This window comes from Paenibacillus sp. 32352 (genome assembly GCF_002042965.1).
GTDB lineage: Bacteria > Bacillota > Bacilli > Paenibacillales > NBRC-103111 > Paenibacillus_S > Paenibacillus_S vulneris.
The window spans coordinates 132,900-145,635 of record NZ_MZNT01000017.1; the positions used below are offsets into that span (position 1 = coordinate 132,900).

Consider the following 12,736-nt stretch of genomic DNA (forward strand, 5'->3'; position numbering starts at 1 on the left):
GATATGTGGAAATCAATAGGAAAAAAATAAACTTCGACAGTTTGTCTCGACAGCATTCCCATTTCTTTGCAGGAAGTATCCAGTACAATAATGAAGGCGCCAATTTACTGAGGAAAAGAGGTGTATAGTAAAGCCGAGCAGCGGCGGTGTCGGTCGATCGCGGATGTCAAAACTTTTTGAAGAGAGGGCGGATCAAATATGTATAACAAAGATACCCAAATCGTTGAAACGGTTTCTGGCCAATGGCTTCGTTTCCCTAATCACTTTAAAAAGTCCACATGCTTGGTTGAATTATCCAATCAAATTTCCCTTAATATCGATATCAAGTCGGGCAACGTACACATTCATAAGAAGGACCATAACCAAGTATACCAGCACATCGGCGATGTGTTTATTTCGGCGTCAAGCAATAATCAAATTCAATGTCATGTTTTCCAAACGGCCAATAGTGAAATGATGGATTCGGTATTCTCCGGTCTGCTGCAGACGGGTAACGGGCAAAGCGAGGAAACGCTAGAGAAGGAGGAATCAGCTTGAGAATCCGGTTTCAGGACAAAGAAATTCCGGTTACGTTCGTCTCAAGTGATCATAAAATGATTCCGCAGTTAATTTATGCATTGAAAGCAAAAGGGGATGAGAAGCAGGGCGGTTCCATTGATGTAGAATCCTTGGAACGAATTGAAGTCATTGGAACGGAAGCGTACTTATATTCCAAAGCCAATCCGGGAAAATGCTATCTGGCCCTGTATTAAGCAAAAGAAAAGAGTCTGACGTTCCTAATGAGAGAACGAAAGACTCTTTTTAAAGTTAGGTTTGTCCGGCCTTAGAAAGGCCAATGGAACAAGCCCCGGTAAATCTTCAAGACGGTTTCCAGGTTACCGCTATAGACGATTACGGAAAGCGTTACAATGGCCTGGGTCAAGGCACAACGGTATAGGAAATAGGCTCGGGACACCTTTTTCTTGTTGACCGTCGATTTGCCCAGCAAGGTTTCCAGAGCGATGACGATACCATGGTAAAGACCGTAGAAAAAATAAATCCAGCCGAAGCCATGCCACAGGCCGATCAGGACCATAATGAGAATCGACAATGCTGCTCCGGTCCATTTGGTAGGGGCTTTTCGCGTGAAAAACATAAAAATATGATCGCGGAACCAGTCGCCGAGTGTTGCGTGCCAATTGCGCCAAAATTGGGTGAGTGTAGGCGATTGAAACGGCTTCTTGAAGTTTTCCGGGATGGTGTAGCCCATAAGCCGGCCAAATCCGATCGCAATGTCGGAATATCCTGAAAAGTCGAAAAATAGCGTAATATAGAACCAAATCATCAGAAAGACGGATTGGTGCGTATACAGCTCCTGATTCTGTACATGATGGAACACATCCGTCATCCAGGTGACGACAACCAGCTTTTTGAACAAGCCGAGAATGATCCGCTTAATCCCTTCCTCCACTTGACTGGAGCTGACCTGATAAGGCTTTTTGGCATCGGCCATAAAGTCACGAAACTTCAGGATCGGCCCGGATGTAAAAGTAGGGACGAACAAGATGTAGTTGGCATAGTCGATCACGGCTGCCCGGGCATCTTTGCCGAAGAAGTAAGCAAAATAATGAGCATCAATGACCTTAAGCACGTTATAGATCAATGTCAGTGCAATGATGGCGTCATAAAGCGGGCTTTCGGTCGGCTCCATGCCGAGAAGCCTCATTCCGGAAACAGCTCCTACATTCAGTACGATGAGCAGGATGAACCAGAACAGTCTCCACTTTTTGACATGGCACAGCCATAAAAAGGCCAAATAGTTCAGCGCGGTATAGATGATATAAAAGAGAAAGAGCTTCTTGCTGAACAGGAGCAAGAAACAAAGATTGAACGCCAGCAGCAAGATTCGCTTGTTGTGCGGCCACCAACGGGTGAGGGCCAGAACGATGATCATTCCGATGAGCGCCATGACCGCGTTCATGTTCATAAAAAACATAGGTTTACTCCTTCGGTCCTTCTAGTAAAGAACCCCGTTCCGTAAATACTCCGTTTTAAAATCCTTCGTAAATAAAAATACCTTTGCCGGTAAAATAGATCAATACCATGATCAGCATTGCCGTATAAACAATCACTTCGATGATTTTGCGAGCGAAAGGAGCCATGCGTCAACCTCCTTCGTAAATACCGGCGCGCCTTCCTGACGGCTTAAGTGAACGAGATCGTGAAAGAGCGACTTGTCGTACTTTTGCAGCAAATCCAATACAGGGACGTTATAGGAGGCTAGCCGCTGATTCACATCCGCCTGCAATCCTGGCATATAACGCGGCAGCTCGTAAGCTTTATTCCACGGCATCCAGACCACACGAAGCTTCAGATGATGCTCTTGGGCGTAGGCGAGTATCCAATCCAGCGCCGCAAGATTCTCCTTATAATCATTGCGGGACATCCAGCCGAAGCGTTGGTCGTATTCGCCCCATTTTTTCTTCAGCTCTTCGTCGGTTTTGTGCCCGAAGTAAAGCTCTTTATCAATCCAACGCGGCTGATAAGCCAAAGGATGCTCCTTACTCAGCTTAAGCGTCTCCGGAAAAGCGGCGCAGCTCTTTATAGCAGAAGCATCCTGCTTGAGAAGCCCCTGATATAACCCGCAGGAGACCTCGGTACCCGTATCCCGGAAATAATCGCGGTAAGCGTACACATAAGGCTGGTACCAAAGCTTAAACCATGGATAAGTGGGGTCGGTTTCCAGGCTGTCGATCATGGTATGGACGTCTATACCGATGACCAGCTCGTCTTCAACATGGAAAAGCTGCCGTTCCAAAATTGCTTTCAGATCGGTCAGCTTGCCGTAGGAGAGTCCCATCTCTATTAATTTGGCGTTCGACTTTTCCTCTATATACGCACCGGTTACAGCCGAATTGCCGAAGAATGCAGGACCGTGATCCTGCCATTGATGGTGGTATAACGTCTTGGTAAAGTCGTTTTTATAAAATCGGCGCGACGTCACCATCGGATCCCACAGGCTGATGAGAAGATCCGACAGGACGAAGACGACGATCAGCAGCAGCACAAAGCTGTTTTTGCGAAAAAAAGCGCTCAGTTTCATAAGGAACCTACATCTTTACAACGATTTTTGCTGCCAAGCATGGTACTGCTCACGGAAAGCGGCAGGCCAATTCGATTCTTCCAATCCGTATTGAGCCAAGAACGCAAATGCCCAACGCTCGATGCCGAAGCCGACGCAGCCGGTGACTGCATTGCGTTTGCCCATCTTGATGTTAAATGCCGTACCGAACGTATTGCTGTGGAAATTGATGGAGCTGCAGGCGATCGATTTGTTAACATAAGGAACCGTCAACCGAAGCTCATATTTCATTTCCTGATTCCGCTGGAAGGATGCCTTGGTTTGGAAATCATTCGTGAAGAACGGGTCGTTAGCGATTTCCAGCATGCTGTCTACATTCCATTCAACGGCCAGCTCTTTGATATATTCGATTGAACGAAGCCGGTTTTCTTTGACGAACTCCGGTTTCCCTACGAAAATAATCTCGCGCATGCTGAAATCGAGCAAGCGGCCGAAATCGCTATGATTGCGCGATTCAAAACGGTGGCATTTGGAGATAGCCGAGACGATAAGCCCGTCGCCCTCAAGCGTTTCGTTCTGAAGGCCTTCGTAGCAGTGGTAGCACGTCGATGGGTTCATCGTAAACTTCGGCTTCGGCATGGTCTGGTTAAGATCCAACGGAGCATCCTGCTTCCAGCCTCCGGCATCGCGAATAGATTGGGAGAAGGATTCAATAATCTCGAGATCCTCGCGCAGATGCGTAAGAAAGTGGATATGCTCCGGGAAGGAGGTGAAGTGATTTGTTTTGTTCAAAGTATCGGCATGAATGACGGCCGGATACGATTCCTCCTTGACTCCCTCGAATCGATTGGCGACCTTGGTTACGAAGGAATAGTCGAAGAAACGCATCAGACTTGAGAACGGCTCACGGAAAATAAATAAGCCCGGCTCAAGCACTTTAATGATTTTACGGTCTACGAGCTCGGAAATAATGTCGCCTTCATAAGGGGTATTGACTTTATGCTCGAATAAAATATTTTCTTTAAAGCCAAAATCACCCTGCGAGAAACGGGTAATTAAACGGCGTACGTGCGCTTCAATCGCCTCGTTGCCCTTGGCCGATTCATGAGTGATATAGATCTTGTTATCATCAATCCGTATATCGCGGATTTGCTCGTCGATGAAGGCGGCGGCATATTTCAATTGTCCGTGCTGGCTAGAAGCCAATCCCTCTAGGGATACGACGCATTCCATAATCAATTACCTCGCAGTCTTGGTCTGAATGAAATCGGCGATTTCTCGCACTGTATTCATAGAATAAAGCATCAGGTCCTGATTCGTCACTTGGATCCCATAGGTTTTCTCGATATGAGCAATCAACGCGGTAGCTCCGATAGAATCAATATAGCCGTAGTCGAACAAGTGGACATCTACGGTAAAATCGTCATCGTCCTCTTCAATTTCATAGCGGTTGCGGATGTGCTCTTCGAGCTGCTGAAGCAAGTCTTGCATGAAAAGTCCTCCTTTGGAAGTCATCTATGGTTAAATTCGGTATGACGAAAATTTGGCGGGTAACGCGAGAAATTCCCGCTAGAGCTTGTGCTTGCGGGAATCTTTCGGTCACGAGGCTTCCGTTTCAACGGGCCAAGCCTTCTTAATAACGGATCGTTATTGTTGCCGGCGCTCCGAAGTGAGTCACGGTATACGTCCCGTCCTCCGCTTTATGGTCGATCTGGAGCTGATCTCCTTCGATCGTAAGCGGCTTCGAGCTTTGCAGCTGAATCTGCTGCATGCCGTCCGACTGCCATTCCAGCTTCCACTGGCCTTGCTGCTTGTCCAGCTTATAGGGCACATTGGAACGGAGCAAATGCAGCCGGCCGTCGTCGCTCGAACCGAACCAGACCTTGGTAGCCTGCGGAACGCCTAAATACAGCTTCTGGTTAAGCGTAGTGAACACGTCGGCATCGGTAGAAACCGGGCGGTCTTCGTAAGCCAAGCCGCGTTCAATGACGACGCCAAGCGTCCCTTTGTATTCGGCAGCCTGGACGGGGACATGGTCCGTTGACGGCTTGATCCGTATCGACGGCTCCGTATGGATGCCGATCATCCGTTTCAAATGATCCGCGATGACCTCGATCCACGGCCGGTATACCGTCGTTTGAGTCGTTAAGGTATTAAGGACCGAGCGGGCCAATTGCGGCTCTTTCATAAAGTTATAGCCGTACTGATTGCGGATCTGGTCCAAATATTTGACGAATTCGAGCAAGCCTCCCGGTCCGGCTACGCCATTCGGGAATTTGTATTCAATGTGCTCGAAATAATCGATCGGCAGATCAAGCTGAATATAGGACTGGAACAGATCCTCGGTGGAATACTGCCCAAGTCGAAGCACTGGCGCCGGTGTGCCGAGCAGCATCGGCGGATTCGAAGGCTCGGATGAGCCCTGGTCCGTCATTAGGAATGGCATCCCCCAATTGTATTGAACACCCAAACGGGGTTCATTCGGAATATTGGACGGACGGAAACCGAAGTTGTACCAAATCCCCGCGCCGCGCTCGTTGTTCAAAGTCTGCGTACGATCTGGATTGTTGATGCGCCAGGTATGCTGGTTCGTGCCTGGCATGTTCCACGGAATGTCCAAGGTTTTGAACGATTTTTGCTGGAGGGCAATTTCCTCCTTCTCCTGCTCGTCGCTCGTAAAGTTATGGACAAAGATGTGCGGGTACAGGTCCAGGTAATGATCCTTGTTATATTGAATAAAGGCTTTCAGCTGCTCCGCATAAGGGAACTTGGGATCATCGACGGTAATCGGCATGCCGAATTCCAGCTGGCCTACGATAAGATCGTCTTTACCGTCATGATTCAAGTCATACCACAGCGGCACCGAATTGTGACCGCCTACGAGAGCATGATTGCCGAGCTGGTTCACGGTAGCGCCCTCGACTACGCCGGAAGGCTTCCAAGTACCGTCAGCCTGCTGCAAATAAATGCGCAGGTCGCCTTCGACGTTGCCGACCACGAGGTCGGGCCGACCGTCGCCGTTCATGTCACGGATCGACGGCGCGGCGAATCGGGCAGGCAGCTTGAACAGCAGGCTGCCTTCGTCGAAGGCGACGGGCTCCCCGGCTGTGCCGGAGCCCGAGCCGCCGCGGCCCGCGGTGCGGTGGCCGCGATAGAGCGTCACACCGCCGTCCGCATCCCCGACCACGAGGTCGGGAACGCCGTCGGCGGTGACGTCACCCAGAGCCGGAGCCACAGGCGCCGCGGCTCGGATGGGCTTGCCGCCCGCCAATAGCGGGGCGGGCTCCGCAAAGGCGCCGCCGGCTTCGCCATAGGCGACGGCGAGCGTGCCGTCGGACAGCCCGAGTACGAGGTCGGGCTGTCCGTCGCCGTTGAGATCGTACGCCGCAACGCTCGCGTACGCATCGGTCTTGAGCGGCTGACCGTTCTTCAGCCGCAGCGGCTCGCGCTTGCCGAAGGCATCGGGCGCGGTCGTGCCGCCGGGCAGGAGCTGCCCGGCATAGGCATCCGGCTGCGTCCCGGTGTTGCGGTAAGCGGAGACGGTGCCGTCAGCCGAGCCGACAATCAGGTCCGGCTTGCCGTCGCCGTTCCAATCGGCGAGAGCAGGATAAGCGCGGAAGGGCTTGTCGATCGGATCGCCGAGCGAGCGGTAGTCCGGATACAGCGCGAGCTGAATCGGCTTGCCGTCGCCCATGATGCGGGTTCCGCTCGAATAGAACGAGTTCGGCGTCTCCCCGACGAAGGCGGGCTTCTCGTTCGTCCCCGTATTCAAGTGTACGGCCAGCGATTCCTGCCACCGCCCCCAATGAAATGAGGAGCGGACGAGTGTGAAGGACGGCACCTGATTGTACTTCTTCAGGAGCTCGGCCCATTGAATGCCTTCGCCGTCGCGAATCGCCTCGATAGCTTCAAAGTGATTTTGATGCGACATGGCGGGCCGGCCATAAGGTCCGAGCACTTTTTTGATGCTGTAGCCGAGCGTTTCCTTGGATACGAAAGCCACATATTCGCTCCGGAACAGCGCGCTTCCCGCACTGAAGGTAAAGTGAAAATAGGGCTCGAGCGGCAGCTGCCCGCGGTCATAATATAACGCGCCTGCGGTCGGCTTCTTGGCTTGATTCGTTTGTTCCGCCAGCTTAGCGAAGCCCAGGCTGGGGTCCATACCGCTGCTCATATCATAGCCGGTAATATAGAATCGGTTCGGCAGGAGAGCGCTGCTGAAAAAGACAGTCCCTTTTCCGTACCGGTTCAAGGCGTACAGCGCCGTATCATGCAAGGATACGACGGGCTCTGCCGTCGAAGGGATCAAGCCTTTGCCCCACGAAAACCTCTGCAGGTCCGACACTCCATCATGATTGATGTAATTGTCCATGAACTGCCGGAACAGCTGCTGCATTGCCTGCAAATTCAGCTCGACATTCGGATAGGAGAACGTCTCCGCTCCGGCCGGGGCTGTTTTTGCCGTGCTTGCGGCAAGAGCTTTGGGCGGTGTCAGCTCAACGAGCTCCTTCGCGCCTATAAAGGCCAACGGAAAATCCGCGGCCAATCCATTTTCAAGGAACAGATGCCCTCCCTGCGATACATAGCTTTGAAGCAGCTCGCGCTGCTTGTCTGTTATCGCTTCATGAAGGGAAGGATCCAAATATACGGCTTCATAGCTTTTCAGCTGGTTGAGCGAAAGCTGCTCCAGACTGCGCCGTTCCAATTGCAAATTGGCGATTAACGACTGCTTCAATTGGCCATAGGCAGCCGAGTCATAGCTGTCCCCATTCGATACATAGAGCATGTGAACGGACAGCTCCTTGTCGGAGACGGCCAACCACGCTGCGAGGATAAGCAGGATGCCGATAACGGTGCCTGCGATCCGGGCTTTTGTTAACTTCATGAAATCCCTCAATTATATCTCTGGTTGGACTACCTTGCAATTATAGCATGGATGGCGGGCTTTGTTAACTTTTGTCGGCAGTTCCAGCATGGTGTCACAAAGGGGGAGAGTTGGGGTGCGGCGTGCTTTTGGATTGGCGTTGCCTGCTGAAAAACTGGGAATGGTCCATCCGATAGGGGAGGCGACGAACAGCTGCTTGTCAGCCTGCGCTGCTTGCTTTTTCATCAGCCTCTCCCGGTCATTGGGCAGATTCCGGCTCGCTGCTTGCTCAATCTGTCACTCGTGCGGCGGCCAGGCCGTTTCCTCTGCCATTTGCTGGTTTCATTAGCTTTCGGGCCTCCTTTTCTGGTACACTATATAGTTGAAGTGATAAAATCAGACGCGGAATCAGCATTCGGAGGAATGAACATTATATGACGGTAAAAAAATCAGATATTGAGCTGTTGGCGCCTGCCGGAGATTGGGATTGTTTGCGTGCGGCTGTCGCTAATGGGGCGGACGCGGTATTTTTCGGTGTGGAGAAATTTAATGCCCGAGCAAGAGCTAACAATTTTGTTACGGATGAGCTGCCGGACATTATGTCCTTTTTGCATTTGTACGGGGTCAAAGGCTTTTTGACGTTTAATATTCTTGTATTTGAGGACGAGCTGGAGGATGCCAAAAAGCTGATCGAAGCCTGTGTCGACGCGGGTGTCGATGCCGTCATCGTTCAGGACTTGGGCTTGGTCAAGATGATCCGCGATATTTCCCCGGATTTCCCGATTCATGGCTCTACTCAAATGACGATAACCTCGCCGGAGGCGGTCGAGTTCACTAAGCCGTTCGATATTGAACGGGTCGTATTGGGGCGGGAAAACAATCTGAAGCAAATCAAACAGATCGGGGATCAAGCGAAGCTGCCGATGGAGGTTTTCGTCCACGGGGCCTTGTGCGTTTCTTATTCGGGCCAGTGCCTGACCTCGGAGATGTGGGGCGGACGCTCGGCGAACCGCGGGGAATGCGCGCAAGCCTGTCGTTTGCCGTACGATCTGATGGTTGATGGGGAACAGAAGCCGATGGGCGATATTGCTTATCTTCTATCTCCCAAGGACCTGGCGGCGCTCGAGCTTGTACCGGAATTGATTGAAGCGGGAGTAACCTCCTTCAAGATTGAAGGGCGGCTAAAAAGCCCCGAATATGTAGCGAACGTAGTAAGCAAATACCGTAAGGCGATCGACCGTTACTTCGAGAACGGAAATGCCAAGCCGACCAAGGAGGAGCTGCGGGAGCTGGAGCAAAGCTTCTCGCGCGGCTTCACCTACGGCTTCCTGAAGGGAACGAACAACAAGCAGCTGGTAGAAGGAACTTATCCGAAGAGCCGCGGCGTATACTTGGGACGGGTGAAGCAAATTTTGCGTGACGGTGTCGTATGCGAGCTCGAGGCGCCTGTAAAACGCGGGGACGGTATCTGCTTCGATGCCGGAGATCCGACCAAAAAAGAAGAAGGCGGGCGCGTCTATGACATTCGCCGCAAGGGCGTGAAGCTGGAGGGCGAAGCCGCCGGCGGGCTGATTGAGATCATTCCGGGACGGAACGACGTGAATTTGGGCCGCGTGCATGTAGGAGATCGGATTTGGAAAACGAATGATCCGCATTTGGACAAACGTCTCCGTCAATCCTTCGAGACTGACAAGCCTTACCGTACGTTCCCTGTATCGGTTCAAGTGACTGGCACTCTCGGCGGGTTGCTGAAGAGCCAATGGACCGATGAGCTGACCGGCCATACCGTAACTATTGAGTCCGAGCTGCCGCTCGTACAAGCGGAGAAACGCCCGATGGACGCGGCTTTATTCGAAGAGCAGTTCGGCCGTCTTGGCGGTACGATCTTCGAGCTCGCTCGACTGGACGTACAGCTGGATGGTGCGCTGATCGTGCCTATGCGCGAGCTTAACAGCATGCGCCGCCGGGCCGTGGAGCAGCTGGAATCACTGCGCCAGCAGCCGCGCCGGTATGTGAAGCGGCCGGTCGAGGTGATGTCCGATGCTCCGGTCAAGCCGGAAATTCGTCAAGCCCCTCGCTTGACGGCCTTGTGCCGCAACCTGGAGCAGGTGCGCGCCGCACTGCGGACCGATGTCGATATGATCTATGCCGATTTTGAATTTATCAAGCAGTTCCCTGCTGCAGTCGAGGCGGCCCGGGCTGCCGGGAAGCGCATTGCGCTCGCCACGCCGCGGATTCATATGCCGGGTGAAACGGGGTATTTCAAGAACATCACCAATTTGCAGCCTGATGCCGTATTGGTGCGCAATACCGGTGCTGTTTACTATTATATGAAGCAGCGCATGGAGCATCCGAATGAGAAACATCCGGAGCTGATCGGAGACTTTTCTTTGAACATTGCCAACCATAAAACAGCTGCCTTGTTCCTGGAAGCGGGATTACACCGTGTGACTCCGTCGTATGACTTGAATATTCAGCAAATGGTGGACTTGCTTCAGGTAGCGGATACCTCCAAGCTGGAGGTCGTTATTCATCAGCATATGCCTATGTTCCATACGGAGCACTGCGTCTACTGCACGTTCCTGAGTGAAGGAACCGACTATACGAACTGCGGCCGTCCTTGTGAGGAGCATCGTGTATCTCTGCAGGACCGTGTCGGAATGTCCCATCCGGTAAGGGTAGACGAAGGCTGCCGGAACACCGTGTACAACGCTATCGAGCAATCCGGTGCTGAATATATTCGCAACTTCCTTGACATGGGCGTCTCCACCTTCCGGGTAGAGTTTTTGGAGGAAACACCGGAGAAGGTATTGGAGGTCATTGATTTGTATCAGCGTGCTCTGCAAGGCTCCATTAGCGGAACACAGGTATGGAAGACACTCAAGGCGACGAACCAGCTCGGCGTAACCCGCGGGCAGCTGGTGAAATAATATTCACAAAACAGTCGGTATACTAGGGAGTTTCCCTGGTTACCGGCTTTTTTTGCTTGGATTGAACAAAGAGTCTATTTTTGCTATTATATACCTAGATTTACTATGCATAGGTTAGCTATGTATAGAAGAAAGATGCTTAGACTATTGCAGGAGGTGCCTTTCATACCATGAGTGTCAACAAAGAATTGCTGAAGGGAAGCACGGGAACCTTAATCCTCACCTTGCTGGACAGGCAGGACCGGTACGGCTACGAATTGATCAAGGAGCTGGAACGCAGCTCGGACGGAACGTTTACGCTGAAGGAAGGAACCCTGTATCCGATTCTTCACGGGATGGAGGCGGAGCAGTGGGTAGAGGCTTATTGGCACGAAGCGGAAGGACGTAAGCGGAAATACTACAAAATCACTGAAAGCGGGAGAAAGCAGCTTAAGGAGAAGAAGCAGGAATGGCGATTGTTCCGCAATGCGGTCGATCGTGTATTAGGGGAGGGGCAAGGATGATCAACAAGGACAACCATCCAATTATCGACGATTATTTGGACTCGGTTATTCGGCTTGTTAAAGCGAGAGAGCTTCACAAGGACATCCGGCGGGAAATAGCGGACCACCTGGAGGAGCTAGTCTGCTTGAAGCGGGAGGAAGGCAGCAGTGAGGAGGAAGCGGCCCGTTGGGCGGTTAGACAGATGGGAGAGCCGTCGGTCGTCGGGTCAGAGCTCAATAAGGTACATAAACCGCGCATTCCTTGGGGATTGATCGGCTGGGTGGCAGTGTGGCTTATCTTTTCGTTTGTTGCCATGTACGCCGTTGAATTAAGCTATGCCGGCATGGAAAGGCGTTCTTATTTCCCCTATTTATTGAGAAAAGTAGAGTTCACCGCAATCGGACTTATTCCCATGATTTTACTGTTGTTCTTCGATTATCGCCGAATGCTGAAGCATTCTTGGGTCATGTACAAAGGCACGGCACTGATTACGCTAATTACCGTTCTGTCTGGAACGCAGGTAAACGGGACAAGAGCTTACATTTCGTTGGGGCTCATTCAATTAGATTGGATATCCATCAGTATCTATTTATTTATCATTTCGGCTGCGGGGATACTATGCAACTCGGATTCGAGCCGACGTTCCGGATGGAAGCAGCATCTTCTGCTCATGGTTGTGCCGACTTATCTATATTTGCTTAGCCCATCTCTGTCCTCCATTATTTTGTATGTATGCTCCTATTTGATTTTATTATATTTTGTAACGAAAAGCTGGCGTGTTGTTCTGACCCCTGTATTGTTATTTGGAGCTTTTATGGCTGTCGTTCTATGGGTATCTGAATATAGGCTGCATCGATTCATCGCCTTTTTGAATCCGCATTCGGACCCCAATGGTACTGGATATATTTACATGCAAATTAGTCAGGCTTTACGCTCCGCAGGCTGGTGGGGATATGGTTTGGGTGCAGTATACACAAGGCTTCCGGAAATTCATACAGATAATCTATTCACTTATTTGATATATAGCTTTGGTTGGTTGGGGGGCATGGCGGTTATTGTGTGTGCCGTATTGTTTGCGGTCCAAATGCTTCAAGCGTTTGCTAACGTTAGAGATCGCTATGGAAAAATACTCATCGGAGGGCTTGGGGGGTTACTTGTCCTCCAATTTATTTGGAATATTGGGATGGCGGCGGGTGTCCTTCCAATAGTGGGTGGGATTTCCCTTCCTTTTTTAAGCTACGGCGGCAGTCATCTGCTTGCGGAGATGACGGCTATGGGGATTATGTTTAGTGTTTACCGGCGTAAGGATATGATTCGAACTCGTGCATAAAAGATAGAGCGAAACGGCGGCCAGACGGATATGGGCTGCGTTTCGTTCTTTTTTTATGTATTCCTTCA

The 12,736-nt window shown here is 51.2% G+C and carries 11 protein-coding genes; 5 read left to right on the forward strand and 6 right to left on the reverse strand.

Features of this window, described 5'->3' with window-relative positions; genetic code table 11:
- The first annotated feature begins 198 nt into the window (after positions 1-198).
- Complete coding sequence (locus B1728_RS30985) at positions 199-537, forward strand: hypothetical protein (protein WP_079914287.1); 339 nt, start codon at positions 199-201, stop codon at positions 535-537.
- Entirely contained in the window at positions 534-752 is a 219-nt protein-coding gene (locus B1728_RS30990) for a hypothetical protein (protein WP_079914288.1), read from the forward strand. Before B1728_RS30985 ends, B1728_RS30990 begins: the two co-directional genes overlap by 4 nt.
- 71 nt (positions 753-823) lie before the next feature.
- Here the strand turns inward: B1728_RS30990 and B1728_RS30995 are convergent, their stop codons facing one another.
- The 6 genes from B1728_RS30995 to B1728_RS31020 all read right to left on the reverse strand — a co-directional run bounded on the left by B1728_RS30995 (position 824) and on the right by B1728_RS31020 (position 8,171).
- Positions 824-1,975, reverse strand: a complete 1,152-nt coding sequence (locus B1728_RS30995) for an MBOAT family O-acyltransferase (RefSeq protein ID WP_079914289.1) — start codon at positions 1,973-1,975, stop codon at positions 824-826.
- Between the two features lie 132 nt (positions 1,976-2,107).
- Complete coding sequence (locus tag B1728_RS31000; protein WP_079914331.1) at positions 2,108-3,076, reverse strand: SGNH/GDSL hydrolase family protein; 969 nt, start codon at positions 3,074-3,076, stop codon at positions 2,108-2,110.
- A 21-nt stretch (positions 3,077-3,097) separates the two neighbouring features.
- On the reverse strand, positions 3,098-4,294 hold the full coding sequence (locus B1728_RS31005) for a class-II aminoacyl-tRNA synthetase family protein (RefSeq protein ID WP_079914290.1): 1,197 nt from the start codon (positions 4,292-4,294) through the stop codon (positions 3,098-3,100).
- Positions 4,295-4,300: 6 nt separating this feature from the next.
- The gene (locus B1728_RS31010; RefSeq protein ID WP_079914291.1) at positions 4,301-4,552 is read right to left on the reverse strand and encodes an acyl carrier protein; all 252 of its coding nucleotides are present in this window, start codon (positions 4,550-4,552) and stop codon (positions 4,301-4,303) included.
- Between the two features lie 142 nt (positions 4,553-4,694).
- Positions 4,695-7,946, reverse strand: coding sequence for an FG-GAP repeat domain-containing protein (locus tag B1728_RS31015; RefSeq protein ID WP_079914292.1), 3,252 nt, complete (start codon positions 7,944-7,946; stop codon positions 4,695-4,697).
- Between the two features lie 12 nt (positions 7,947-7,958).
- Positions 7,959-8,171, reverse strand: coding sequence for a hypothetical protein (locus B1728_RS31020; protein WP_079914293.1), 213 nt, complete (start codon positions 8,169-8,171; stop codon positions 7,959-7,961).
- Between the two features lie 188 nt (positions 8,172-8,359).
- On the opposite strand from B1728_RS31020, the gene B1728_RS31025 reads away from it, so the two are divergent.
- The 3 genes from B1728_RS31025 (at position 8,360) to B1728_RS31035 (ending at position 12,668) form a co-directional block, all read left to right on the forward strand.
- Complete coding sequence (locus tag B1728_RS31025) at positions 8,360-10,855, forward strand: U32 family peptidase (RefSeq protein WP_079914294.1); 2,496 nt, start codon at positions 8,360-8,362, stop codon at positions 10,853-10,855.
- A 170-nt stretch (positions 10,856-11,025) separates the two neighbouring features.
- Complete coding sequence (locus B1728_RS31030; protein ID WP_079914295.1) at positions 11,026-11,358, forward strand: PadR family transcriptional regulator; 333 nt, start codon at positions 11,026-11,028, stop codon at positions 11,356-11,358.
- Entirely contained in the window at positions 11,355-12,668 is a 1,314-nt protein-coding gene (locus B1728_RS31035) for an FtsW/RodA/SpoVE family cell cycle protein (RefSeq protein ID WP_179136272.1), read from the forward strand. Before B1728_RS31030 ends, B1728_RS31035 begins: the two co-directional genes overlap by 4 nt.
- The last annotated feature ends 68 nt before the right edge of the window (positions 12,669-12,736 follow it).

Coding starts and splice junctions, on each gene's coding strand:
- B1728_RS31035 (WP_179136272.1), top strand. CDS start 11,355: ATGATCAACAAGGACAACCATCCAATTATCGACGATTATTTGGACTCG.
- B1728_RS31015 (WP_079914292.1), bottom strand. CDS start 7,946: ATGAAGTTAACAAAAGCCCGGATCGCAGGCACCGTTATCGGCATCCTG.
- B1728_RS30995 (WP_079914289.1), bottom strand. CDS start 1,975: ATGTTTTTTATGAACATGAACGCGGTCATGGCGCTCATCGGAATGATC.
- B1728_RS31030 (WP_079914295.1), top strand. CDS start 11,026: ATGAGTGTCAACAAAGAATTGCTGAAGGGAAGCACGGGAACCTTAATC.
- B1728_RS31005 (WP_079914290.1), bottom strand. CDS start 4,294: ATGGAATGCGTCGTATCCCTAGAGGGATTGGCTTCTAGCCAGCACGGA.
- B1728_RS31010 (WP_079914291.1), bottom strand. CDS start 4,552: ATGCAAGACTTGCTTCAGCAGCTCGAAGAGCACATCCGCAACCGCTAT.
- B1728_RS30985 (WP_079914287.1), top strand. CDS start 199: ATGTATAACAAAGATACCCAAATCGTTGAAACGGTTTCTGGCCAATGG.
- B1728_RS31025 (WP_079914294.1), top strand. CDS start 8,360: ATGACGGTAAAAAAATCAGATATTGAGCTGTTGGCGCCTGCCGGAGAT.
- B1728_RS31020 (WP_079914293.1), bottom strand. CDS start 8,171: ATGAAAAAGCAAGCAGCGCAGGCTGACAAGCAGCTGTTCGTCGCCTCC.